Source organism: Aeromonas sp. 3P (assembly GCF_051919745.1).
In the GTDB taxonomy this organism is placed as follows: domain Bacteria; phylum Pseudomonadota; class Gammaproteobacteria; order Enterobacterales; family Aeromonadaceae; genus Aeromonas; species Aeromonas veronii.
The window spans coordinates 522662-547312 of record NZ_JBQBED010000001.1; the positions used below are offsets into that span (position 1 = coordinate 522662).

Here is a 24651-nt window from a genome sequence, read left to right on the forward strand (position 1 = left end):
ATGATCATTCCCGCAATTGACCTTATCAACGGTCAGGTAGTTCGCCTCTATCAGGGGGACTACCAGCAGAAGACCGAATACAGCAGCAGCCCGCAGGCCCGCTTTGACGAATATGTCTCCCAGGGGGCGGTGCAGCTCCATCTGGTGGATCTGGACGGTGCCAAGGATGCCAAGGCGCGCCAGCTGCCCCTGCTGACCCAACTGCTGTCAGCCACCGAAGCGCCTGTGCAAGTCGGTGGCGGCGTGCGCACCGAGCAGGATGTGGCAGATCTCTTGGCCGCCGGTGCCAGCCGAGTGGTGATTGGATCCACCGCCGTCAAATCCCCGGATCTGGTAGCCAGCTGGATGGAGAAATACGGCCCCGAGCAGATCGTGCTGGCGCTGGACGTCAATATCGATGAGCAGGGCAATCGCCATATCGCGGTAGCAGGCTGGCAGGAGAACAGCGGCGTAACCATCGAAGCACTGATCGAGCGCTTCCTCCCCGCCGGGCTCAAGCACGTGCTCTGCACCGACATCAGCCGTGACGGCACCCTGGCTGGCACCAATGTCGAGCTCTATCGGGATCTCTGCGCCCGCTACCCGAGCGTCGCCTTTCAAGCCTCCGGCGGCATTGGCGGCATCGCAGATATCGAGGCGCTCAAGGGCTCCGGCGTCAAGGGGGTCATCCTTGGCCGCGCCCTGCTGGAGGGCAAGTTCTCGGTGGGTGACGCCATCGCCTGCTGGCAAGCTCCCGCAGCCGTTACCACAGGAGGTAACTGATGCTGGCAAGACGCATTATCCCCTGCCTCGACGTGAAAGATGGCGTGGTGGTCAAGGGGGTGCAGTTTCGCAACCACGAGGTGATGGGCGGCATTGTCGAGCTGGCGCGCCGCTACGCCGAGGAAGGCGCTGATGAGCTGGTGTTCTATGACATCACCGCCTCCAGCGATGCCCGGGTAGTGGACAAGAGCTGGGTGAGCCGGGTGGCGGAGGTGATCGATATCCCCTTCTGCGTCGCCGGTGGCATCAAGAGCGTCGAAGACGCCCGCCAGATCCTCGAATTTGGCGCCGACAAGGTCTCCATCAACTCCCCTGCCCTTGCCGACCCGACCCTGATCAGCCGACTGGCCGAGCGCTTTGGCGTGCAGTGCGTGGTGGTGGGGATTGACTCCTACTTCGACGCCGACACGGGCCACTATCAGGTCAAACAGTTTACTGGTGACGAGAGCCGCACCCGCACCACCGCCTGGCACACTCTCGACTGGGTGCAGGAGGTGCAAAAGCGCGGCGCGGGCGAAATCGTGCTGAACGTGATGAATCAGGACGGCATGCGCCAAGGTTATGATCTCGAGCAGCTCAAGCTGGTACGCAGCATCTGCAAGGTGCCGCTGATTGCCTCCGGCGGCGCCGGTGCCATGGCACACTTTCGCGATGCCTTCACCCTCGCCGATGTGGACGGGGCGCTGGCCGCCTCTGTGTTCCACAAGGGCCTTATCCCCATTCCCGAATTGAAACGCTGGCTGAAAACTGAAGGAGTCGCCATCCGTGAATAACTTCTCTGAAAATGCACAAACAACCGCCAGCGCGCGCCCCCTTGCCGAGCAACTCGACTGGGAAAAGTGTGACGGCATGATCCCCGCCATCGTCCAGCATGCCGCCAGCGGCGAGGTGCTGATGCAGGGCTTTATGACCCGCGAAGCGCTGGAGAAGACCCAGAGCTCCGGTCAGGTCACCTTCTTTAGCCGCAGCAAACAGCGGCTCTGGACCAAGGGTGAAAGCTCGGGCAATGTGCTCCAACTCGTGGCCATCAGCACCGACTGCGATCAGGACTCTCTGCTGATTGCCGCCAACCCCGTCGGCCCCACCTGTCACAAAGGGACAACCTCCTGTTTCCATGGTCACCCGCTGCCACCCCTCGGTTTTCTGGTGGAGCTGGAACAGGTGCTGGCCGCCCGCAAAGGGGCCGATCCGGCCACCAGCTACACCGCCAGCCTCTATGGCAAAGGCACCAAGCGCATCGCCCAGAAGGTCGGTGAGGAAGGTGTCGAAGTGGCGCTGGCCGCCATGGCCAAGGATCGGGAGGAGCTCATCAACGAATCCGCCGATCTGCTCTACCACCTGACCGTACTGCTGCAAAATGAAGGTCTGGGATTACAGGATGTCGTTCAGCGGCTTTATGAGCGGCATAATAAATAAACTGATAATAAAGCCGGGTTACCCCGGCTTTATTTAGTCAAGATGCACGGCTAGCTCAACTAAATTTTTATACGTTGTTAAGCGTCGCTCCAATAGTGACAGTTCCTTTTCTGCCAAAATAGTGTTTTCTTCTACAGTCAAATTCCGCATACGCCTAACACAATCTATTGTTAACGAGATAAAACGAGATGAATATTCATCATCTAAAGTCGGCTTCAATAGCCCCTCATAAGACATGACTAAAATGTTTCTCAAGGAAACCATATATTCACTATCTTTAAATGGATTTGCATATCGTTCACCATCGACATACTTAATATAACTTCCTATAGTACTCCCTGCTTTTATAAAACATTGAAAATGTTGTTCTTCATACTCACTTGTCAGACTATTAAAACCTTTCAAAGTAGGATGGTTATCTGTCTTAGGCATTTTGCCATCCGCTACAGCGCGATAATCTCCATTGTTTTTCTCGCATAGAGAGAACAGGTAAACAAGAAAAATCAGATTTAATGTGCGACCTTGGTAATTTACGATGGACGCGATCGTTCGATCCAACACTTGCTCTGTTTTTCTTAAGCTCAATGAAAAATGATCACAAACAGCAGTTAATACATTTACCAACACTTGGCTATTAGTGATCTCAGGCCATACATTGATATACTCAAAATGCAATTTTTTATCTACAACTGCCTGCTTAATAAACTCTCGCCGAGAGATACTGCCTAACGTAAATCGTCTATGAAAAAATCGTCCAAGATAGCTTTCTGCATCAAAACCATCGCCATAAATGACCTTGATAGCATGCTGCAACTGCTCAGTATCTGTTGCCAGTACAAATACTACCCCGGGAATATCAAAAATATGTTTGATGGTCTCCAGCATTTCTACCGCATAGGAGGGGCGACAGCGATCCAGCTCATCAATCAGGATAAATGCGGGTGCCTGTTTCTTTTTCTTGCCAATAATTGCTTCAACCCACTGTTTTATTTCATGCTTGAGCAACTGTACTGCTTCTGTCTTTTTACGAGTATCTTGAAAAAGTGATTCAACCAGTTTGCCCGCGTCATCAGCTGTAATGACCTCTTGGACTTCATCGATATTGATGCCAGAGACTTTTTTAAACAGAGCCTTGGTTACTATCGGCGCAGTTGCTTTTAACAATGATGCCAATTTGGTCGACAGATAGGGGGAAAGCTGAGGGCTACCCGCTTCTTCTTTCAGCTGTTCAATAATCGACGAAATCACCGTCAATAAGGGATCATCGGAAAAGTCCTGCTGCCAGGCATCGATATAGACGGTGGGATAGTGCGCTTTCAGCTCCATATACCAGCGCTTGATAAACCAGGTTTTACCCGCCCCCCACTCGGCATTGAGGTTGAGCACATAGTTGCGCTGCTTGCCTTCGGCGGCCAAGTAGTTGGTCAGAAACTCTGCATAGCGGGCACGATCAAGCCGATCGGCACTCAAGATCTCTTCGCTACCCGCAATGGCCCCCGGCCCGTCCCACTGAACAACGTCATCCCAATTAAACGGTGCCACTGCCATCTCGAATCTCTCCATATTGCGTTGCTGAGGATGATATCAGGGGCACAGTGAAAATTGTTTGATTAAAGACCTGTTTGTTGCCCTTTCTGCCGCTCGGGCTGGCGTATTTAACTGCCGGGCAATTGCTCTGCTGCTCGCCCACGATGCCGGGCCGATATAGGTGGGACGGTTATCTGCATAGCCACGGACTCAGTTGATTTCCTTTGACCACACCAACGATGACAATCGTGTGACATGGCGCAGAACTTGCGGAAATAAACACGAAATATGGCCTGTTCAGTGCTTAATTTAAACCGTTGGTACATATATTAGCGCGGTATACAACGACTCCATTGACCAAGGATGGTTAACCCCATGAAGAATGAACCCTTCTCTATCCAGTTACAGCATGAGCTGGATCACCTCAAAGCCATCTTCAACGAGACGGACGCCTACATGTTTACCAAGGATCTGGCGGGCCGTTACACCTATGCCAATCAGGCGGTGCTGGATCTCTTTGGTTGCACCCTCGCCGAGTTGCAGGGGCAGGATGATCGGGCCTTTTTTGATCTCGAATTCTCCGACACCATTCAACGCAACGACCGGTTGGTACTGGAGCAACAACTCGCCATCGCCCAGGAGGAGATCAACTACCTCAAATCCACCGGGGAAAAGCGCTGCTACTGGACCGTTAAAAAGCCCATCCATGACAAGGATGGCAACCTGATCGGCCTGTGCGGCATCTCCACCGATATCACCGAACACAAGCTGATTGAGGCCCGCATGGCGGAGCAGCATCAACTGCTGGAAATCATCCTCGCCAATGTGGATGCCCATATCTATATGAAGGACAGCCTGCACCGCTTTCTCTACGTCAACCAAAAGGTCGCCGATCTGCTGGGCCTTCCTGCCGAGCAGATCATCAACCGGCGCGATGACGAGGTGATCCCGGCTGCCAGCGCCTGCCAGCTGTGGCGGCTGGACAACCGGGTATTCGAAACCGGCGAGCTGCAAGCCGGGGAAGAGATGCTGACCGATCCCGAGGGAAATCAGCACTACTATTGGTCGGTCAAGGTGCCCTTTCTGCTGGGGGATGGCACCCCCACCCTGATCGGTATCTCCTCCGACATTACCGAACTGCACCAGCTCAAGGAGCAGCTGCACCAACAGTCGGTGCGCGATGGCCTCACCGGTCTCTACAACCGCCGTTTCTTTTTCGAGTTGTGCGAGAAGAACCTCAGTCTGGACATGCGCCACCACCTCACCTCGGTGCTGATGGTGCTGGATGTGGATCAGTTCAAGTGCATCAACGATCGCTTCGGCCATCCCCTTGGGGATAGCGCGCTGGTGCATCTGGGCAGGGTGATGCAATCGGTGCTGCGCAGCGAAGATGTGTTGGCCCGCATCGGCGGTGACGAGTTTGCCATCTTGCTACCCAACACCACCCTCTCGGCCGCCGCATCCCTGGCCGAGCGGCTGCGCCTGCAGGTGATGCAAAGCCCGCTCCCCCTACCCGATGGGGAGAAGCTGGTCATCACCATCAGCGCCGGACTGGTGGAAAATGGCGAAGGGGAGCTGATGGAGAGCCTCTACGCCCGCGCCGATCAGATGCTCTATCAGGCTAAACAGAGCGGCCGCAACTGCGTCGCCTGCAAGGCACCCTAGCCATACAACGGGAGGGCCAGCAGCCCTCCAGCTCCCTCGTATCTCCCTCCTATGAATGGCTGTGCTGGCTCCTTACGAACAGGCCGCTACCCCAGCTGTTTGCGCAGCACAAACTTTTGCACCTTGCCGGTGGAGGTTTTCGGCAGCGGGGTGAAGATGATGCGTTTGGGGGCCTTGAAGTGGGCCATCTGCTCCCGGCAAAAGGCGATCAACTCCGCCTGGGTGGTCTCTCGCCCCTCTTTCAGTTTGACGAAGGCGCAGGGCACCTCCCCCCACTTCTCATCGGGCATGGCGATCACCGCCGCTTCGTCCACATCGGGATGGCGATAGAGCACATCTTCCACCTCCAGACTGGAGATATTCTCCCCGCCGGAGATGATGATGTCCTTGGATCTGTCCTTGATCTCCACATAACCATCCGGGTGCCATACCGCCAGATCGCCACTGCGAAACCACCCCTCCGCCATCGCCTCGGCGCTGGCCGCCGGATTTTTCAGATAGCCTTTCATCACCACATTACCGCGCAGCACTATTTCTCCCATGGTTTTGCCATCCTTGGCCACCGGCTCGCCACTGACCGGATTGATGACCCGCATCTCCCCCTGCAGAGGTGACGCAACCCCCTGGCGCGCCTTGAGGCGGGAGAGCGCCGTGGCATCCTGACCTTGCCAGCTTCTTTGCGGTTCGCACAACACGCAGGGGCCATAGGTTTCGGTCAGGCCATAGACGTGGGTCACAGCGATCCCCATCGCTTCCATACCGGCGATCACGGTGGCGGGGGGCGCAGCGCCAGCGGTCATCACCTTGATGGGGTGATCCAGCCCCCGCTTGAGCGCCGGATCGGCATTGTTGAGCATATTGAGCACGATGGGCGCTGCGCAGAAGTGGCTCACCTTGTGCTCGTGCAGCGCCTCATAAATGGCGGCGGCCTGCACATGCCGCAGGCAGACGCTCACCCCGGCGGTGGCCGCCAGCGTCCAGGGGAAACACCAGCCGTTGCAGTGAAACATCGGCAATGTCCAGAGGTAGACGGGATGTTTGGGCAGCTCCCAGGAGAGTACGTTGTTGATGGCGTTGAGGTGGGCGCCGCGATGGTGATAGACCACACCCTTGGGGTTGCCGGTAGTGCCGGAGGTGTAGTTAAGTGAGATGGCCTGCCACTCATCCTCTGGCAACCAGCCGGGTTCATCGCCACTCCCTTGCGCAAGGAACTGTTCATAGTCGAGGTCACTGATAAGCGCACCCTCCCGGTAGAGGGGATCATCGATGGCGATGACCAGCGGTTGGCTCTCCAGCAGATCCAGCGCCTTGCGCACCACAGGGCCAAACTCCCTGTCCACCAGCACCACCTTGCTCTGGGCATGCTGGAAGATAAAGGCCATCGACTCGGCATCGAGCCGGGTATTGATGGTGTTGAGCACGGCGCCGCTCATCGGCACCCCGAAATGGGCTTCAAACATCGCCGGGATATTGGGCGCAACGATGGAGACGGTATCCCCCTCCCCGATACCGCGAAGCCGCAGGGCAGAGGCCAACTGGCGGCAACGGCGGGCGGTCTCGCCCCAGCTCTGGCGCAGCGGGCCGTGGATCAGCGCCGGATAGTCGGGGTAGACCCGCTCCGCCCGCCCCAAAAAGCTGATGGGGGTCAGGGCCTCGAAATTGGCGGGATTTTTTTCCAGATCGCGCTGATAGATGTTCTGCACTGTCATCGGGTTCCTTCCTCACAAGTGGCACAAAACGGGCAGTTTAGGGATGATTCAGAGATCAGTAAGCGACATGGGCATCCTGCCCGTCACTGGTCTCTTATGGGGATGACAGCCTAACAGCGAGCCTGCGGCGGCAGGTATTAGCAAAACGTCTTAGACAGGAACAGCCTGCTGCCAACAGGGGTTCCCTGTTTTCGTTGCAAAAAATATTTCATTACGGGAAAGCGTGCCATTTTTTTCACTGGCTGTTTTTGGCGAATAACAAAAATGGCGATAATGGAATATTATTCCGCCAAAGCCTCTTTATATGTCATTTCATTCATCTCGGTGCGCACTACTTTCATGGCATTTATTTAAGACAAGCCACATTAAACGAAAGCTGAAATAGTTATTGCATAATAACTTTTATTTCATATCAGCTATTAGATCCATGACAAATAAATTCTGTGAGCCATCCCATAAAGTGAGCATGGTGCCATGTTCATCCAGCCGAGCACGGGTTACGGTTACAACGTGAAACAATCTACCGGATGTTCAATATCAGGCCAGATTTCTCGCCAATCACTACGCAATCCACAGTGAGTTTGCGTACCTTAGATGTATGACGCAGAAACCCTATCGACCCGATATTCCGCCGAGCCCAAACCTGCTTTATCAAGGAGCATTTTATGAGTGCCGTGCCGAATACTACACCACGCAGACAATTCCCTACTGCATTTACCATTCTGTTTCTTATTATGTTGCTGGCCATTGCGCTGACCTGGATAATTCCGGCGGGCGCCTATGCCAAGCTCTCATATAATCCGGTCAGTGAAAGCCTGATGGTCAATAGCCCACAGGGGGAAATAAGCCGACTTCCCGCAACCCAGGATGCTCTGGCAAAACTCAATATCAATATCGCGGTGGAGCAATTTACCAACGGCACCATCCGCAAGCCCATCGCCATTCCCGGCACCTATGCACGACTGGAGCAAGCGCCCAAGGGGCTCGGTGACGTGGCAGTCAGCATGGTCAAGGGCACCATAGAGGGGGCGGATATCATCGTCTTTATTCTGGTGCTCGGGGGGCTGATCGGCGTCATCAACAAGACAGGTGCCTTCAGTGCAGGGCTGGTGGCGTTGTCACGCAAGACCCGGGGCAACGAGTTCCTGTTTGTGGCGCTGGTCTGCTTCGTAATGGCGCTGGGAGGCACCACCTGCGGACTGGAGGAAGAAGCGGTCGCCTTCTACCCCATACTGGTGCCCATCTTTCTGGCGCTCGGCTATGACTCCATCGTCTGCGTAGGGGCCATCTTCCTCGCCGCCTCCATGGGAACCACCTTCTCCACCATCAATCCCTTCTCGGTGGTGATCGCCTCCAATGCCGCTGGCATTCCCTTTACCGAGGGGCTGATCTTTCGCGCCATTGGCTGTCTGGTGGGCACCCTGGTGGTGATCGGTTATCTCTACTGGTACTGCAAGAAGATCAAGGCCAATCCAGCCTTCTCCTACACCTATGAGGACAGAGAGAGTTTTCGCGCCCGTTTTCTCAAAGAGGGCTCTATGGACGAAGGGGTGCCCTTCACCCTGCGCCGCAAGATCATTCTGACCCTGTTTATCCTCGCCTTCCCGCTGATGGTGTGGGGCGTCTCCATGGCGGGTTGGTGGTTCCCGCAGATGGCGGCCTCCTTCCTGACCATCGCCATCATCATCATTTTTATCTCGGGCCTCAAAGAGAAAGAGGCGGTCGAAGCCTTCACCCAGGGCGCATCGGAGCTGGTGGCCGTTTCGCTCATCATCGGACTGGCGCGGGGGGTCAATCTGGTGCTGGATCAGGGGATGATCTCGGACACTATTCTGGCCTATGCCTCCGATCTGGTCTCCGGCATGCATGGCGCCGTGTTCGCGGTGGCGCAGATGCTGGTGTTCGCCCTGCTGGGGCTGGTGGTGCCCTCCTCCTCGGGGCTTGCAGTGCTCTCCATGCCCATCATGGCGCCGCTGGCAGATACCGTCATGATCCCGCGCTATATCGTGGTGTCGGCCTACAACTGGGGGCAATACGCCATGTTGTTTCTGGCCCCCACCGGACTGGTGCTGGTCACTCTGCAGATGCTCGGCATCCAGTTCAACAAGTGGGTCAAGTTCGTGCTGCCCATGGTGGGTTTTGTGCTGGGATTTGGCGCCCTGATGCTGGTGGTGCAAGTGATGTTGGCCTGATGGGCCTGTGATACATGAGTGACAACACCCCGAGCCTGGCGCGGGGTGTTCTTTTGTCAGTCTTAGTGGCGCACCCGCTCCTGCTGGCGGAAGCAGTAGAGTTTAAGGCTGATGTCGGCGATATCGGCAGGAAGCTCCTCTCCCTGCTCGGCCAGGGGCCGGTAGAGGGATGAGAGCAGACGTTCGGCCTGCTGCGCCGTGATGATGTTGGCCTGGACGGCCGGGGTGATCCAGCTGGGTAACATTGACATATCTCCCCCTCGTTGATCCGGTGATCTCGGGTGAACGTCTTCATATCAGGTCTTACGCAGTTGTCTGCCGACCCGCTCACCCTTTGCTTCACCCAATCAAAGCAAAATGCTTGCCGTGATCTCTTATCGGCCAACATCCGATGGGGCTGGAGCCATTTATCAATTACTTGCGTGGCCATCTCAACAAACAGAGCCCTTGTTCAAGACCTCCCTTGACCTGCCCCCGTCAGCACTTTGCCACTCTGGCATTCTGCTCACCGCCCGCCTTGCAAATTGCGACTCGAATTGCTCCTTATCACACTGGCAAAGCCCGCCATGCGACGGAAACTGGTCACTTTTAGTCCGTTGTCGCCAAAGCCCGACACTTTTTCATGGTGGCTATTTTTTGACCTTGCCAGCGCCTGTCGCAGGCCCATCCCCCTCGCCTTGTCCGGCCAACCGGTTATGACAAGATGGCGCCAGATTGGAACAGCCCGTATGGGTATGCAGGAGAACAACAAGATGAACAGATCCATGATGGCAGGTATCGGTATTGGCATCGCCTCGGCCCTGGCACTCTCGGCGGCGGCCAGCGGCTCCCTCTTTACACCCCAGCCCACCTTTGCCGAGGTGATCGCCAGCAAGCCGATCACCGAGACCATCAAGACTCCCCGACAGGAGTGTCGCAACGTCACCGTGACCCACCGCAAGCCGGTACAGGATGAGCACAAGATCCTCGGCACAGTGGTTGGCGCGGCGCTGGGTGGCGTGGTTGGCCACCAGTTTGGCGGCGGCAGCGGCAAGAAGGTGGCCACTGCTGCAGGGGCCGTCGCGGGTGGCTATGCCGGTAATCAGGTGCAGGGCAATATGCAGGCGGGCGATACCTACACCACCACCGAGCAGCGCTGCAAGACCGTGCAGGATACGAGCGTCAACACCATAGGTTATGACGTGACCTATCGCCTCGCAGGTCAGGAGGGGGTGATCCGCATGAAGCAAGTCCCGGGCGCCACCATTCCGGTCAAAGATGGCAAATTGGTGATCGACCAGCCAAAAGTGTGATTTCTCCTGACCCCACTCAGCAGCAGGCCCGCCTCTTTCGAGGCGGGCCTGTGTGGGCGGCTTGATTTCCTTTTTTCAAATAACGGCACGCACCACTCACGGCACCCGAACTATCACCCTTTGCACCACCACTTGCAGGATACGAGCGTCAACACCATAGGTTATTGACCTACTCGCGCCCGTCCCGGGCGCCACCATTCCCAAAGATGGCGTTCTGATAACCGGTATTTCCTTTTTTCAAATAACGGCACGCACCACTCACGGCACCCGAACTATCACCCTTTGCAACACTTCTTCACCGCCCGTACCACGTTCTGATAACCGGTACAGCGGCAGAGGTTGCCCGACAGCCCGCGGCGGATCTCCGCATCGGTCAGCGGACGGCGTTCGGTCTTGTCGAGCAGGGCGGCGCTCGCCATCACAAGACCAGGCGTGCAAAAACCGCACTGCACCGCCCCCTCGTCGATAAAGGCCTGCTGCACATCAGAGAGCTCGTTACCTTTGCGTTCCCCCTCCACGGTACGAATGGATTTGCCATCGGCCCAGACCGCCAGATAGAGGCAGCTGTCGATGGCCGTGCCATTCACCCGCACGGTACAGGCGCCGCACTCACCGACACTGCACCCCTCTTTCACACTGATCAGCCCCTGCCCGCGCAGGAAGTGGAGCAGCGACATGGTGGGCGGCACTGCATAGGAGTAAGGCTTGCCGTTGATCTCGCACTGGATCTCCACGGCGGGACAGCTTTGCGGTTGCATCATAGGATCTTCCCTCCGGCACGTTCGACTGCGCAGGCGACCACCCGCTGCGCCAGGGTTTTGATAAGGTGCAGGCGAAACTCCTTCTCTGCCCGCCAGGAGGATCGCGGCGCCACATCGGCTACCACAGCCTCGGCAATCGCTGCCAGTGTGGCGCGAGTCAGCGGTTGCCCCTCGGCCGCCGCTTCCGCGTGAGGGGTGCGCACCGGTGTCGGGGCCGCCACCCCATAGGCCAGCCGCAGGCGCTTAAAGTGACCATCCTCAATCTGGCAGTAGGCGGCGCAGCCGATGGTGGCGATATCCATGGCATCGCGCATGGCGTACTTGAAGTAGTGGGAGCCCACCTGGGTGTGCGCGTCCGGGGCAAAGTGAAACGCCACCAGGATCTCCGCCGGTTGCAGCGCCACCTTGCCGGGGCCGGTATGAAATCCGGCGATGGGGATGCGGCGCGTACCATTGGGCCCGGCAATTTCCAGCTCCGCTTCCAGCGCCACGGTAGGCGCCGCCGAGTCGGCACTGGTGGCGCCGTTGCAGATGTTGCCGCCATAGGTGGCGACGTTGCGGATCTGCGGCCCGGCGATGGTGGCGGCCGCTTCAGCCAGCATCGGCAGGCGGCGCTGCACCAGCTCGTTTTCAATCAGCTCGGTAAAGGTGGTGCCGGAGCCGATACGGATCGATCCGTCCGGCAACTCGCTCACCCCTTTGAGTTCGGGCAAGTCGTGAATATCGACGATATGGCGATAGGCGGCGTTGAGGTGATGCAGCTGGATCATCACATCGGTGCCGCCTGCCAGCAAACGCGCCTCGGGGTCAGCCTGACGCAGGGCGACCGCCTCGGCCACACTGTGCGCCTTGTAGTAACGGGCAATATCAAACATGGTGTTGCTCCTCCCCTGCTCCCTCGCCAATCAAACCCGCCGCGACAAACTCCCGGAACAGGGTCTTGGGGGTGATGGGCAGCTCGTTGATGGCGACGCCGGTCGCCATGCGAATGGCGTTACGGATGGCGGGGCCCGGCGAGATGATAGGCGGTTCCCCCAGGGATTTGTGGCCATAGACCGACTGGGGCTCGTAGGTCTGCACGAAGTCGCATTCAAGCTCGGGCAAATCCAGCATGGTGGGGAACTTGTAGTCGAGCAGGTTGGGGTTGCGCACCACACCGGTCTTGGCGTCGATGATCATCTCCTCGAACAGGGACCAGCCGATCCCCATCCCCATGCCGCCATGCACCTGTCCCTCCGCCAGCTGCGGATTGAGGATCTTGCCCGCATCGTGCAAGTTGAGGATGCGATTGATGGTCACCTTGCAGAGATCGATATCGACGCTGAGATCGACAAAGGTACAGCCAAAGCTCGGCGGGTTGGTGGTGGTCTTGTGGGAGACTTCCGAGGTGATCTGGCCGCCGATGGTGAGATGGTAATAAGCATTGACCGACACCTCGGCGACGCTGATCAGCACCTTGTCCGGCGCACCGGCCAGCACCACGTAGCCGTCGATCAGGGTCAGCGATCCCACATCCTGATGGCAGAGTTGGGCTGCCAGCGACAAAATGCGCGCCCGCAGCTGCAGCGCCGCCTGATGGATGGCGGGGGCTGCCACATAGCTCTGGCGCGAGGCGAACGAGCCCGGATCATAGGCGGTAATGTCGGTATCCTGAGTCGAAATGACCCGGATCTGCTCAAACGGAATGCCTAACGTCTGGGCCGCCATCTGGGCAAAGACGGTATCCGACCCCTGTCCTATCTCGGTAGCGCCGATCTGCAGATTGACGGTGCCATCCTGATTGAGCAGCATGCGGGCGCCGGCAATTTCGACCCCCACCGGGTAGGTGTTGGAGCCGTAGCTAAAACACGCAACCCCGATGCCACGGCGTACCCGACTTGCCGGATCCTGCGCCAGACATTCGGCCTTGAGCCGTTCCCACTGGAACTGCTCGCCGCCCCGGCGCAGACACTCAGGGAGCCCTGCGCTGTAGATGGTCTTCTGGTTGACCTGATTGACATCCCCCTCGCGCGCCACGTTGGCGATGCGTACTTCGAGCGGATCCAGACCCAACTCGGCGCAGGCATCATCCAGCATGCATTCAAGGGCAAACACCACCTGCGGCGCACCGTAACCGCGCATGGCACCGGCGGTGGGCAGGTTGCTGTAGAAGGTTTTGGCGTCGTAGCCAAAGGCGCTGCGCGGATAGAGGTAGCTGATCTTGTTGGCGCCGGCGCTGGCGATGGAGTGGCCGTGGGAAGCATAGCCACCGGTGTTGGAGAGCACGTCGAGCTGATAGCCCTTGAGGATGCCATCCCGGTTGATACCGATGATGCCGTCGATGGCAAAGCCGTGGCGGGTGCGGGAAGCAAAGAAGCACTCCTCCCGGCTCAAGGTAACCTTGACCGGCACGCCGCCGAGCTTGTAGCTCAAAAATGCCGCCATCGGCTCTTCCAGCACATCCTGCTTGTTGCCAAAGCCGCCGCCCATATAGGGCTTGATCACCCGCACGCTCGACCAGGGCAGACCGAGGGATTTGGCCACCCGGCTGCGCACAATCTGGGGGATCTGGGTGCTGCTGACGACGATGATGTGGTCCGGTTGATCCATGTAGGCGTAGCAGGTCACCGTCTCCAGATGGCAGTGCTGCACCACCGGCGTCCGGTAGTGCCCCTGAAATTGCAGGTCAGCGGAGGCAATGGCCTGCTCCGGGTCATTGGCGCGAAGCTGGCTTTGGCGCAGCAGATTGCCGCTCGGGTGGATGGGATAGGCACCGTCGGCCAGCGCGCTTTGGGCATCCGTCATCACCGGCAGCGGCTCGTAAGTCACCTTGACCAGCGCGGCCGCTTTTTCGGCCACCAGCGGATCGCGCGCCACCACGATGGCGACCCCATCACCAAAGTGGCGTACATGGTCGGTGAGCAGACGGCGGTCTTTCACATCCCGTTTCGCCTCATCGAGGGACCAGGCGTGACCGGCGGTGCGAAAACAGGTGGTGGGGACATCTTCATGGGTAAATACGGCTTCGACCCCGTGCAGGGCCAGTGCCTCGGTCGCATCGATGGCGAGCACCTTGCCGTGGGCAATATTGCTTCGCACGTACTTGGCGTGGCGCATCCCGAGCATGATGTTGTCATCGGTATAGCGGGCGCTGCCGGTCACCTTGGCCTCGGCATCCACCCGCTGGAGCGGTAATCCTATGGACATATGCAAGTCCTTTTTCGAATGGAAAAATCTGGAACCGGCATAAAAAACAGCAAGATATGCGCCTGTTTCCCGCCCTCATCAGGAGAATGGGGAGAAGTGTGAAGGGGATCCCATCTAGCCCGCTTTTGTTGGCCCGAAGCGACAAGCCAGGGGCAGCCCCTGAGCAAATGTGTCCCGTCGGCGGTGAAAAAATCGGCATTGCGAGGACAACAAGGGCGAGAGCCTATCAATCTGGTAGGGAGATTTATCAAAATGGTATCGCGATGGCACCAGCAGCTAAGGCATGGTAACCAGCGTTGACGGTCAGAGCGCCGCAGATATAAAAATGGGGCCGCCAGAGCGACCCCAAACGGGAGGGTTATCCCTAAATAGCCCACCCTCCAGCATAAAAGAGCACCAGCGCCAGGGCGATGACCACGGTGCCGACGTTGAGCTTGTGCCACTCCTTCGAGCAGATGCGGCCGATCACCAGCGAGCTGAAGCCAAGCATGATGCCGGTGACGATGTTGCAGGTGAGCACGATAAAGACCGCGCACACCAGCCCGGACATGGCCCCGACAAAGTCATCGAAATCGAGCTTGGTGACATTGCTCAGCATCAAGAGCCCCACATACATCAGGGCCGGCGCCGTGGCATAGGCGGGCACCAGATAGGAGAGCGGCGAGAGGAACAGCATCAGCAGGAACAGGCCGCCAACCACGGTAGCGGTCAGGCCGGTTTTGCCACCCGCCGCCGTGCCCGCGGCCGATTCGATATAGACGGCAGCCGGGGCCGCCCCCACCAGACTGGAGAAGATGCTGCTGACCGAGTCGGCACTGAGCGCCTTGCCGCTGTTGATGATGTGACCATCCTTATCCAGCAGGTTGGCCTGCCCCGCCACGGCCCGGATGGTGCCGGTGGCATCGAATACCGCTGTCATCACCAGCGCCAGCACGCTGGGCAGCACCAGCGGCGAGAGGGCCCCCATGATGTCCAGACTGAAGATGAGGGACTTGCCCTGATCGTCCGAAAGGCTCGGCAGGGCGAACAATCCCTGATACTTCACCGCCGGATCGAAGATAAGGCCGAAGATGGAGATGGCGATGATCACCAGCAGGATCCCGCCCGGTACTCTCAGCTTCTCCAGCCCGAAGATCACCGCAAGGCCGATCAGGGACATAATGACCGGCATAGAGGTAAAGGCTCCCAGCGCCACCGGCAGCCCCTCGAGCGGGTTCTTGATCACCAGCCCCACCCCGTTGGCGGCGATAAGCAGCAAGAAGAGACCAATCCCGATGCCGGTGCCGTGGGCAATCCCCATCGGCAGGTTGTCGAGGATCCAGCTACGCACCCCAGTCACCGAGATGGCGGTAAACAGCACCCCCATCAGGAAGACGGCCCCCAACGCCACCGGAATGGGGATCTGCTGCCCCAGCACCAGACTGAAGGCAGTAAACGCCGTGAGGGAAATAGCGCAGCCGATGGCCATCGGCAGCTTGGCCCAGAGCCCCATCAAGAGCGAACCGAACCCCGCCACCAGACAGGTGGCGACAAACACGGCGCCGGGGGGAAAGCCCGCCTTGCCGAGCATGCTCGGCACCACGATCACCGAGTAGACCATGGCAAGGAAGGTGGTGAGGCCCGCCAGAACCTCCTGTCTGACATTGCTGCCCCGCTCGCTGATCATAAAGTAGCGATCAAGAGCCGTGAGCGGCTGTTGCTTTGCTGCGCTAGGGCTGGCGTCATCATTGGCCAGCTGTTCCACGCTGTTTGTCCTGCTGTTTGCTTGGGTCATACCCAACTCCTTCACACGCGCCTGAATGTTCCATGACGAAATGGCGACAGGATCTGCGGGTCTGCCTCGCGCCAGTCTGATGAGAAACAGGCGATGGAGGCAGAGGATGCTACAGACAGACCAGGGCAGGCAGCCTTGACTCAAACGTTTGCCTTGCTGGTCAAAAAAACCGGGCCATTTCACGTTCTATGCGGGGAGATCCCCTGTGGTGCGGCAAGACTGGCGCCCCTGTGGGGCACGCCAGCCACCGTATTCGTTGGGGCTGCGCCGCGGCAGCCCACTCCAGCCTCTACCCCCGTTCATGCACCAGTTGGCCATCCACATAGGTGCGGTAGATGGATCTGTCATCCCCCAGGGTCAACAGCACAAAGAGCTTGTCCCGCAGGGTGGTGGAGTTGTCATAACGCAGCTGCTGCAGCGGGGTAGCGACCGGGTCGAGCACCACGAAGTCCGCCTCCTTGCCCACCGCAAAGCTGCCGATCTTCTCGTCCAGCCCCAGCGAATGGGCGCCGCCCAGGGTGGCCAGATAGAAAGCCTGATAGGCCGAGAGCCGTTCGCCCTGCAGTTGCATCACCTTGTAGGCCTCGTTGAGGGTCTGCAGCATATTGAAGGTGGTGCCCGCGCCGATGTCGGTGCCCATCCCCACCTTCACCTGCTTGCGCCACGCCTTGTGCAGCTTGAACAGGCCGCTGCCGAGATAAAGATTCGAGGTGGGGCAAAACGCGATGGTGGAGCCGGTCTCCTTCAAGCAATCCCACTCCTGCTCTTCCAGATGGACGCAGTGGGCAAAGACGCAGTTGTGGCCGGTCAGCCCATGCTGGTGATAGACATCGAGATAGCCCTTGTGCGCCGGGAAAAGAGATTTGACCCAGGCGATCTCGTCCTTGTTCTCGCACAGATGGGTGTGCAGATAGGTGGTGGGAAACTCTTCGCGCAGTCGCCGCGCCATCGCCAGCTGCTCGGGTGTCGAGGTGGGTGCAAATCGTGGTGTGATGGCATAGAGCAGTCGACCATTGCCGTGCCAGCGCTCGATAAGCTGCTTGCTCTGCACATAGCTGCTCTCGGCTGTATCGAGCAGATAATCGGGCGCATTGCGATCCATCATCACCTTGCCGGCGATCATCCGCATATTAATTCGACTGGCCGCCTCGAACAGGGCATCCACCGACTCGGGGTGAACGGTGCCAAACACCAGCGCCGTGGTGGTGCCGTTTCGCAGCAGCTGTTTGATAAAGAAGGTGGACATCTCGCGGGCATATTCGAGATCGTTGTAGCGCCGCTCGGCCGGGAAGGTGTGGCGGTTGAGCCACTCCAGCAGCTGCTCGCCATAGGCCCCTACCATCTCGCTCTGGGGATAGTGAATGTGGGTATCGACAAAGCCCGGCACTATCATCTTGCCGCGATAATCGCGCACCCGCACTTCGGCCGGAATGCGATCTTTCCCCTCCTCCCACTCACCGAACCAGTCGATGCAGCCGTTGCGAATGATCAGCAGACCATCCTCTATAAGGCGGGCGTTGGACTCAATCTCCTCGGGCTGATCCACCACCCGGGTGATATCGAAGAAGCTGCCGCGTACCGCTTTGACAGAGTTGTCGTTTTTCATAACCGTTTCCCTGTTTTTCTTGTTCTGTTGACGTTTTTTGCCGGTTTAACCGTCAGATCCGTTCCACTTGTGGCGCCACCGCCTGCCCAGGCACTGGCTCGGGTGAACCCTCCCCCTTGCTGGCCAATGGCTGGCCCGCGCTGCGGGCGGTAAAGATCACATCCGGCTTGTCGCTCAGCTGGATCACCTCCACCGCCTCGGCATCCCTGACGGCTGCCTTGCGCTTGCGGCTCTGTGGCAGCACCAGATTCATGATGATGGCGGTGATGCCGCCGGCGCAGATGGGGTTCTCCACCAGCATATAGATACCCGCCGGCAGCACCTTGAAGACGTTCGGGTCATAGGAGACGCCGAGTCCAAGACCCAGCGAAGTGGCGACAATCAGGGTCTCCCGCCGATCGAAACCGTGGCTGATGATGATGCGACCACCGGCGATGGCGATCATCGAGAACATGATGACCATGGCTCCCCCCATCACAGGTGACGGTATGGTGGTAAAGAAGCGCCCCACCACAGGGAAGAGCCCCAGCAGCACCAGAATGACGGCGATAAACTTGCCCACATGGCGTGACGCCACCCCGGTCATCTGGATGACGCCGTTGTTCTGGGCAAAGGTGGTGAGTGGCAAAGAGCCGAGGGCAGAGGCGATCACCGATACCAGACCGTCAGCCAGCACGCCGCCGGAGAGCCGTTTTTGAAATTCAGGCCCCTGAATATCCCGGTGGGAGACCATGGCGGTGGCGGTGATGTCCCCCACCGCCTCCAGCACGCTCAACAGATAGATGGTGCCCGCCAACATAAAGGCGTGAAAATCGAAGGAAAAACCGTACTTGAACGGGATCGGCACCGTAATAAGCGGCAGGTCCTCAAGGGCGGAGAAATCCACCATGCCGAGCATCAGGGCCACCGCATAACCCACCAGCAGGCCGATGGCAATGCCGCTCATCCGCAGCAGCGGGCTTCGACTGCAGTTGAAGGCGACGATAACGCAGAGCACCAAGAGCCCCAGCCCGATGTGCTCGTATTTGCCAAAGGTGCCGCTGCTCATGGCAGAGAAGCCGCCGCCAAAGTCGATGATCCCCACCTTGATAAGGCTCAGGCCAATCATCAGTACCACCACACCGCTCACGGTCGGGGTGATCACCCGCTTGAGATAGGGCAGCACGAAGGAGGAGCCCATCACCAGAAAGGCACCGACAAAGGAGACCCCGAGCAGGGTCGAGACGATCAGCTCCTCGTGGATGCCATCTTTTTTCATGGCGCCGCCGAGGGCGATCATCACGGTCACGAAGGAGAAGTTGACCGACTGGATGGAGAGCAGCCCCGAACCGATGGGGCCATAACGGTTCACCTGCAACCAGGTGCCGATGCCGGAGGCGATCATCGCCATGGAGACCAGATAGGCGGTGGTCTCGGTGGAGAGGCCCAGGGCGCCGCCGACGATCAGCGCCGGGGTCACCATGGGGACAAAAATCGCCAGTAGATGGGTCACTGCGCCCATCAGGGTTTGATAAAACGGGGGTTTGTCTTCCAGCTCGTAAATGAGATCCGAGTGCTTGCGTGTTGTTTTAGACATCGTGTTTGTCCCATCACACAGAATGTAGGCGGAGTACTCATTCCGCCGTCAGGCGCTGGGGGCGAGCTGGCGCCCGCCCCTCACCTTTTCTTTTGTTATGCCGACACTTTTTGCTCCAGCTTGCCCAGTTCGCGCAGGATCTGTTCCGGCGTGAAGTGCCACTTGCGCAGCCAGACGCCGCAGGCGTCGTGGATGGCGGTGGCGATGGCGGGCGCCGCACCGTTCACCCCGATCTCCGAGATGGACTTGGCGCCGTAGGGGCCAACCTTGTCGTCACTCGGTACCAGGAAGGCCCGGAAGTCGCGCGGAATATCGCCAATCTTGGGCGCGCCATAGCTCTTCAGATCCCGGGTGAGCGGGATGCCCTTGCTGTCGTAGCAGATCTCTTCGCTCATGGTGTGGCCGATGGCCCGCATGGTCGCCCCGTAGATCTGGCCGAGGGCCAGCTCCGGGTTGATGGGAGTGCCGCAGTCGAGCAGGGCGTAGAACTTGTCGAGCCGGATCTCGCCGGTTCTGACGTTGACCGCCACCTCGGCGAAGTTGGCCCCGTATGGGAAGGCAAGCTCAGAGGTGATGTAGCTGGCAGTGCCCACCAGAATGCCGAAGCCGGTGCCGGTCTCGGCCTTGTGGGCCAGCTTGGCGAGGGTCACCTCCCCCTTCTTGCCGCGCACGATACCGGGGTGAACCAGCTCTACGTCTTCGACCGGCTCGCCCAGCATGGCGGCGCCGTGGAACAGGATCTTCGCCTTGAGGTTCTCGGCCGCCATCTTGGCCGCGTTGCCGGAGAAGCAGGTACCGGACGAGGCGTAGGCCCCCTTGTCGAACAGGGCATGGTCGGTGTCGCCAGAGATCACATGCACATCGCTGAGCGGGCAACCGAGCACTTCAGCGGTCAGCTTGGCCACCACGGTATCGAGGCCGGTGCCGATATCGGCGCCACCGGAGTGGACGATAAAGGTGCCGTCCGATTCCAGCTTGACCATGCAGTTGGCCTGATCAATATCGGGGATCCCCGATTTTTGCATGATGATGGCGACGCCACGACCGATGCGCCAATCCCCGTCAGCGGGTTTGGGGCTATCCCAGGCAATCAACTCGCGACCCTGCTTGAGGATGGGTTCAAGCGCGCAACTGGCCGCGTGCGGCACAGAGGTGGGCATCTTGCCCTCACCGATGGCACCCAGCACCTTGAGGATGTCCCCTTCGTGCACCCGGTTGTGCTCCACCATGTCGAGCTGATCGATCTCCAGTTTATCGGCCAGTTCGGCAATCGCCATGGTCAGCGCGAAGTTACCCTTGGGCGCGCCATAACCCTGATAGGCGCCGGTCGGACAGATGTTGCTGTAGTAGGTGTTGACGGTAAAGCGCACGTTGTCGCACGGATAGAGCGGCAAAGAGAGCGCCGGGCCGTTGCTTGGCACCGTCAATGAGTGGTTGCCGTAAGGGCCGGTGTTGGCGCGAAAATCCATCTCGATGGCGGTAATGGTGCCATCTTTCTTGGCCCCCACTTTCACCTTCACCTTGGCCACGTGGCGGGAGGTGTTGCTGATGAACTCCTCTTCACGGGTGTAGCGGAAAGTGACGGGACGGCCGGTGACCTTGGTCGCCCAGGCGCACACCTCTTCCAGCAAGATATCCTGCTTGGAGCCAAAGCCGCCCCCTACCCGCTCCTTGATCACATGCACCTGATGCTGCTTGAGGCCCACAATGCGCGCTACCTGACGACGCACGTGCCACGGCACTTGGGTAGAGGCGTGAATGACCAGACGATCCCCATCCATGTAGGTGAAGCAGATGTGCGGCTCGGTCGGGCACTGCTGGGCCTGGGTCGATTCGTAGGTGCGCTCGACAATCTCGTCCGCCTCGGCAAAGCCCTTGGCCACGTCGCCGATCTGGCCATGGACGCTGGCGGCCAGGTTCTCGTGGGGGCGGGAGCCGATGGGGAAGTTGATGATCATGTGCTCGTCGCCGCGGCGCACCGAGCAGGCGTTCTGCTGCTCGAGATCCGCAGGGGCACCGGCCATGTAGACAATGGGCTCGTCGTGCACCAGCGGTGCATTGGGGGCCATCGCCTCATCGATAGTCATGACCGCTGGCAGAACCTGATACTCGACCTCGATGAGTTTGAGGGCCGCCAATGCGATGGCTTCGCTCTCGGCCACCACAGCGGCAACACGATCACCTACGTGACGCAGCTTGCGGCTGAACATGCGGCGATCGAGGGGTGACGGCTCAGGGGCACTCTGGCCACCCGGGGTGTAAAACACATCCGGGCAGTTGAGGTGGGTGATGACATGCACGACGCCCGGCAGCGCTTGCGCGCGGCTCACATCGAGTTTGGTGATCACCGCATGGGGATGGGGGCTGCGCAGCATCTTGATGATCAACGCATCGTCGGTAACCCGATCCTCCACATAACAGGGCTTGGCCTGCACCATCTTGGCGGCGTCCACTTTTGGGCAGCTCTTGCCGATGTGGCGCAGATCGTCACGGAACTCGGGGGCAATCTGGCACAGGTAATCGGGATTCTTCATCCGTGAACAGGCCAGTTCGATGGCCTGATAGAACTGCTGGTAGCCGCCGTCCCGGTGAAACAGGCCCGAGAGCGCGTCATCGATTTGATCACGGGTGGGGTTGGGGTGGCGATCAAGCAGGTCGGTGACGATGAGCGCCGCAGCCGGATCGTTGTAACCGGACTGAACTACCCCCACATCCACCATCGCCTGCTGTACCAGACTGAGCTGGTTCCAGCTGCCGAGGGACTCGGCGGTGCGCACGTCTGCTCCATCCAGCTGGGCTGCGATCAGCAGGGAGGCGTTGATCACCTTGCCATTGAAGAGAATGGCGTCGGAGCCGGCAAAACCGAAGCCGTCGTCGCTGTTGCGCACCGAGTGCATCCGGCACTGATTGAACAGCACCCGCTGGGCATTGTCACCGACCTTGCAGATGACGGTGCGCAGGGCACCGTTCAGGGTAAAGTTGAGTTCCATCATGCTTGCACCTCCTGCTGCTGGCAGTCCACCAGCAGCTCCGCCACTACCACGCCGGTGATATACCGCTTGTAACTTATGCTGCCCGCCAGATCCTCACGGGGCGCAATCAGCTCGCTCACGGCGGCCTCCAGCGCGGCATCGTGCAGATCTCGGCGCTCCAGATCCCGCAGGCGCATCGGCTGCGGGGTGACGCCAGCGACGGCCACCCGCATCTCGCCAATGCTGTCGAGGGCCACCGCGGCGGTCATCACCGTCAGACCGTCGGCGTTGCGGCTGATGCGGCGAGTGGCGCAGCGCAGCGCGGGCTCCGGCAGCACCACCCCCAGCACCAGCTCCTTGCGCTGGCCCGCCAGATAGGCATCGATGGGTTGCAACTGATTGTTCTCCAGCACCACCACGGCTTCGAGTACCAGCAGTACCGGCAGCAGCGGGGAGTCCTGCTGCTGGCAGGCAATTTCGCCGCCAATGGTGGCCTGATTGCGCACATGGCGGGAGTAGACAAACCCCAGCGCCTCGCACAGGGCGGCCGGGGTACGGGGGTCATCTTTGAGTGCTTGCAGGGTGACGGTGGCGCCGATGTGGAGTTGACCGTGCTGCTGCTCAATCTGGCCAAGTCCGAGCTTGTCCAGCGAGATGGCGACCTTCTTGTCGGTGCGGGTCGGGGCTGCGTTGAGCTTGCTGCCGCCCCCCATGTAGACGGCGTCGTTGCCAAAGCGGGCCTTGAGTTCCAAAGCCTGACCCAGTTGTTCGGGTCGGAAGAATTGCTCAATCATGTGTCGTCCTTACTCTTGCAGCCCGCCGCCGGGGAGATCCACAGGGCGGGCAATCCGGTCCAAAATTGTGGAGGGTGGCCTCAGGCCAGCTGATCCATCCGTTGCCACAGGCGGCTCGCCACCTTGCTGGCCTGCTGATAAATGGGCTCGACGTCAAAGGCGAACTCGCGGTCCTGATAGACCATGCGACCCTCGACCATCACGCTGTTAACGCTGGCAGAGCCCATGCCAAAGGCGAGATGGCCGCCGAGGTTGCGCGGCGCCAGCGGGGTCGGTGCGGCGTAGTCACAAATGGTGAGGTCGGCCTTGTATCCCGGCTCCAGGCGGCCAAATTTGGCGTCGAAGTTGCGCTCCAGCAGGGTGTTGCCATTCCAGAGGAAGCGGGCAAAGCTGTCGGGCCAGAGCGCTCCGCCGGCATCCTTGTGCTTGAAGTAGGCAAACTTGAGCTCTTCGAGCATGTCGGAGCCGATACCATCGGTACCCAGCGCCAGGTTGCGATACTCCGGCAGATGCATGTTGTAGCCCACATGGTTGTTCATGTTGGAGCGGGCGTTGTGCACCAGGAAGGCATCGCGGCTGTTGAGCAGCTCGATGTCGGCCGGGCTCAGGTAGATGCCGTGGGCGATCAGGGTCTTGCTGTCGATAAGACCAAACTCGTCCAGCCGGGCGATGGGCTCCTTGCCATAGTGGTGGTGGCCGTGGGCCATGTCGTAACGGTCTTCCGCCACATGGATATGCAGCCCGCGACCGGTAACCTGTACCGCTTCGCGCAGCATGGCCAGCCCCTCGTCGGGCACGGTGAAGGGGGCGTGGGCACCAATATGGGCTTCCACCAGATAGGGTTCGCTCCCCTTGGCTTTGGCCGCATCGATCTGTTGGGCGAACAGGATGTTCTCTTCCACCCCGGCCTGCAGCTCGGCGAGGCCGCCGTTGCGATCCGTGGTCTCGAAGCAGGTCATGCCACGCAGGCCCGCCTCCATAAACCCTTTGCGCAGCACATTCAGGGAGCCCTTGATGAAGTTGGGCGAAGCGTGGTGGTCGATCACCGCACTGCAACCGCTCTTGATCGCTTCCAGCGAGCAGATGAGGCCGCTGTAGTAAAGGGACTCTTCATCGAGCGCCCGATCGAGCCGCCACCAGAGGTTTTTCAGGGTAGATATAAAATCCGGGCAGGGGGCGATGTTGGCCATGATCCCCCGCGACAGGCCGGAGTAGAAGTGGTTGTGGGCGCAGACGATGCCCGGCATCACCAGCTTACCGCCCATCTCCCGATAGTTGGCCTCCGGGTAGAGGGCCCGCAGATTGGGCCCTACCGCTTTGATAAGGGTGCCTTCGATGGCGATATCCACCCCTTCCAGTACCCGGGTCGGCTCCAGCTGGACGGCGGTGACGTTTTTCAGAATAAACATGGTTTGCTCC

18 protein-coding genes are annotated in these 24651 nt (G+C 59.3%); 6 read left to right on the forward strand and 12 right to left on the reverse strand.

All coding sequences use genetic code 11. From position 1 onward, the window contains the following. From hisA to hisIE, 3 genes are read left to right on the forward strand one after another with little or no spacing between them, the layout of a single operon-like run. Positions 1 to 762: a 1-(5-phosphoribosyl)-5-[(5-phosphoribosylamino)methylideneamino]imidazole-4-carboxamide isomerase gene (gene hisA, locus ACTG19_RS02325; protein WP_201989475.1), complete on the forward strand. Its 762-nt coding sequence runs from the start codon at positions 1 to 3 to the stop codon at positions 760 to 762. After that, positions 762 to 1535 carry an imidazole glycerol phosphate synthase subunit HisF gene (gene hisF / locus ACTG19_RS02330; protein WP_113739585.1) on the forward strand — a complete coding sequence of 258 codons (774 nt, stop codon included), beginning with the start codon at positions 762 to 764 and terminating at the stop codon, positions 1533 to 1535. Before hisA ends, hisF begins: the two co-directional genes overlap by 1 nt. After that, positions 1528 to 2178 carry a bifunctional phosphoribosyl-AMP cyclohydrolase/phosphoribosyl-ATP diphosphatase HisIE gene (gene hisIE, locus ACTG19_RS02335; protein WP_439988671.1) on the forward strand — a complete coding sequence of 217 codons (651 nt, stop codon included), beginning with the start codon at positions 1528 to 1530 and terminating at the stop codon, positions 2176 to 2178. Before hisF ends, hisIE begins: the two co-directional genes overlap by 8 nt. A gap of 33 nt (positions 2179 to 2211) precedes the next feature. Here hisIE and ACTG19_RS02340 read toward each other — a convergent pair whose 3' ends face one another. Further along, positions 2212 to 3726 carry a KAP family P-loop NTPase fold protein gene (locus tag ACTG19_RS02340; RefSeq protein WP_439988672.1) on the reverse strand — a complete coding sequence of 505 codons (1515 nt, stop codon included), beginning with the start codon at positions 3724 to 3726 and terminating at the stop codon, positions 2212 to 2214. Positions 3727 to 4080: 354 nt separating this feature from the next. Here ACTG19_RS02340 and ACTG19_RS02345 point away from each other — a divergent pair, with 354 nt between their 5' ends. Beyond that, positions 4081 to 5370 (forward strand): sensor domain-containing diguanylate cyclase, encoded by a 1290-nt coding sequence (locus ACTG19_RS02345; RefSeq protein WP_439988673.1) that lies wholly within the window; start codon positions 4081 to 4083, stop codon positions 5368 to 5370. 86 nt (positions 5371 to 5456) lie between these two features. Here ACTG19_RS02345 and ACTG19_RS02350 read toward each other — a convergent pair whose 3' ends face one another. After that, entirely contained in the window at positions 5457 to 7079 is a 1623-nt protein-coding gene (locus ACTG19_RS02350; RefSeq protein ID WP_439988674.1) for an acyl-CoA synthetase, read from the reverse strand. A 665-nt stretch (positions 7080 to 7744) separates the two neighbouring features. Between ACTG19_RS02350 and ACTG19_RS02355 the strand changes: the two genes are divergently transcribed. Beyond that, positions 7745 to 9271: a YfcC family protein gene (locus ACTG19_RS02355; protein ID WP_201989479.1), complete on the forward strand. Its 1527-nt coding sequence runs from the start codon at positions 7745 to 7747 to the stop codon at positions 9269 to 9271. Between the two features lie 62 nt (positions 9272 to 9333). On the opposite strand, the gene ACTG19_RS02360 is transcribed toward ACTG19_RS02355, so the two are convergent. After that, on the reverse strand, positions 9334 to 9522 hold the full coding sequence (locus ACTG19_RS02360) for a hypothetical protein (RefSeq protein ID WP_113740031.1): 189 nt from the start codon (positions 9520 to 9522) through the stop codon (positions 9334 to 9336). Positions 9523 to 10023: 501 nt separating this feature from the next. Between ACTG19_RS02360 and ACTG19_RS02365 the strand changes: the two genes are divergently transcribed. Next, positions 10024 to 10563 (forward strand): glycine zipper 2TM domain-containing protein, encoded by a 540-nt coding sequence (locus tag ACTG19_RS02365; protein WP_058058824.1) that lies wholly within the window; start codon positions 10024 to 10026, stop codon positions 10561 to 10563. 275 nt (positions 10564 to 10838) lie between these two features. Here the strand turns inward: ACTG19_RS02365 and xdhC are convergent, their stop codons facing one another. The 9 genes from xdhC to ssnA all read right to left on the reverse strand — a co-directional run bounded on the left by xdhC (position 10839) and on the right by ssnA (position 24641). Further along, positions 10839 to 11324 (reverse strand): xanthine dehydrogenase iron sulfur-binding subunit XdhC, encoded by a 486-nt coding sequence (gene xdhC, locus ACTG19_RS02370; protein ID WP_021230037.1) that lies wholly within the window; start codon positions 11322 to 11324, stop codon positions 10839 to 10841. Next, positions 11321 to 12199 (reverse strand): xanthine dehydrogenase FAD-binding subunit XdhB, encoded by an 879-nt coding sequence (gene xdhB / locus ACTG19_RS02375; RefSeq protein WP_058058807.1) that lies wholly within the window; start codon positions 12197 to 12199, stop codon positions 11321 to 11323. Before xdhB ends, xdhC begins: the two co-directional genes overlap by 4 nt. Further along, positions 12192 to 14510, reverse strand: coding sequence for a xanthine dehydrogenase molybdenum-binding subunit XdhA (gene xdhA, locus ACTG19_RS02380; protein WP_439988675.1), 2319 nt, complete (start codon positions 14508 to 14510; stop codon positions 12192 to 12194). Before xdhA ends, xdhB begins: the two co-directional genes overlap by 8 nt. Positions 14511 to 14874: 364 nt before the next feature. Then, positions 14875 to 16176: an NCS2 family permease gene (locus ACTG19_RS02385; protein ID WP_180343373.1), complete on the reverse strand. Its 1302-nt coding sequence runs from the start codon at positions 16174 to 16176 to the stop codon at positions 14875 to 14877. A 397-nt stretch (positions 16177 to 16573) separates the two neighbouring features. Beyond that, entirely contained in the window at positions 16574 to 17890 is a 1317-nt protein-coding gene (gene guaD, locus ACTG19_RS02390; protein WP_005336781.1) for a guanine deaminase, read from the reverse strand. 52 nt (positions 17891 to 17942) lie between these two features. Continuing rightward, the gene (locus ACTG19_RS02395) at positions 17943 to 19466 is read right to left on the reverse strand and encodes a nucleobase:cation symporter-2 family protein (protein WP_439988676.1); all 1524 of its coding nucleotides are present in this window, start codon (positions 19464 to 19466) and stop codon (positions 17943 to 17945) included. 95 nt (positions 19467 to 19561) lie between these two features. Beyond that, positions 19562 to 22459 carry a molybdopterin-dependent oxidoreductase Mo/Fe-S-binding subunit gene (locus ACTG19_RS02400; protein ID WP_439988677.1) on the reverse strand — a complete coding sequence of 966 codons (2898 nt, stop codon included), beginning with the start codon at positions 22457 to 22459 and terminating at the stop codon, positions 19562 to 19564. Next, entirely contained in the window at positions 22456 to 23232 is a 777-nt protein-coding gene (ygfM, locus tag ACTG19_RS02405; RefSeq protein ID WP_439988678.1) for a molybdopterin-dependent oxidoreductase FAD-binding subunit, read from the reverse strand. The genes ACTG19_RS02400 and ygfM overlap by 4 nt, the downstream gene beginning before the upstream one ends. Positions 23233 to 23312: 80 nt before the next feature. Next, positions 23313 to 24641, reverse strand: a complete 1329-nt coding sequence (gene ssnA, locus ACTG19_RS02410; protein WP_439988679.1) for a putative aminohydrolase SsnA — start codon at positions 24639 to 24641, stop codon at positions 23313 to 23315. Positions 24642 to 24651 lie beyond the last annotated feature (10 nt).

Bases quoted from the DNA above. Each gene is read 5' to 3' on its own strand.
- ACTG19_RS02400 (WP_439988677.1), bottom strand. From the start codon at position 22,459: ATGATGGAACTCAACTTTACCCTGAACGGTGCCCTGCGCACCGTCATC.
- hisF (WP_113739585.1), top strand. From the start codon at position 762: ATGCTGGCAAGACGCATTATCCCCTGCCTCGACGTGAAAGATGGCGTG.
- hisA (WP_201989475.1), top strand. From the start codon at position 1: ATGATCATTCCCGCAATTGACCTTATCAACGGTCAGGTAGTTCGCCTC.
- ACTG19_RS02360 (WP_113740031.1), bottom strand. From the start codon at position 9,522: ATGTCAATGTTACCCAGCTGGATCACCCCGGCCGTCCAGGCCAACATC.
- guaD (WP_005336781.1), bottom strand. From the start codon at position 17,890: ATGAAAAACGACAACTCTGTCAAAGCGGTACGCGGCAGCTTCTTCGAT.
- ygfM (WP_439988678.1), bottom strand. From the start codon at position 23,232: ATGATTGAGCAATTCTTCCGACCCGAACAACTGGGTCAGGCTTTGGAA.
- ssnA (WP_439988679.1), bottom strand. From the start codon at position 24,641: ATGTTTATTCTGAAAAACGTCACCGCCGTCCAGCTGGAGCCGACCCGG.
- ACTG19_RS02365 (WP_058058824.1), top strand. From the start codon at position 10,024: ATGAACAGATCCATGATGGCAGGTATCGGTATTGGCATCGCCTCGGCC.
- ACTG19_RS02355 (WP_201989479.1), top strand. From the start codon at position 7,745: ATGAGTGCCGTGCCGAATACTACACCACGCAGACAATTCCCTACTGCA.
- ACTG19_RS02395 (WP_439988676.1), bottom strand. From the start codon at position 19,466: ATGTCTAAAACAACACGCAAGCACTCGGATCTCATTTACGAGCTGGAA.
- ACTG19_RS02350 (WP_439988674.1), bottom strand. From the start codon at position 7,079: ATGACAGTGCAGAACATCTATCAGCGCGATCTGGAAAAAAATCCCGCC.
- xdhC (WP_021230037.1), bottom strand. From the start codon at position 11,324: ATGATGCAACCGCAAAGCTGTCCCGCCGTGGAGATCCAGTGCGAGATC.
- ACTG19_RS02340 (WP_439988672.1), bottom strand. From the start codon at position 3,726: ATGGCAGTGGCACCGTTTAATTGGGATGACGTTGTTCAGTGGGACGGG.
- ACTG19_RS02345 (WP_439988673.1), top strand. From the start codon at position 4,081: ATGAAGAATGAACCCTTCTCTATCCAGTTACAGCATGAGCTGGATCAC.
- ACTG19_RS02385 (WP_180343373.1), bottom strand. From the start codon at position 16,176: ATGATCAGCGAGCGGGGCAGCAATGTCAGACAGGAGGTTCTGGCGGGC.
- xdhB (WP_058058807.1), bottom strand. From the start codon at position 12,199: ATGTTTGATATTGCCCGTTACTACAAGGCGCACAGTGTGGCCGAGGCG.
- xdhA (WP_439988675.1), bottom strand. From the start codon at position 14,510: ATGTCCATAGGATTACCGCTCCAGCGGGTGGATGCCGAGGCCAAGGTG.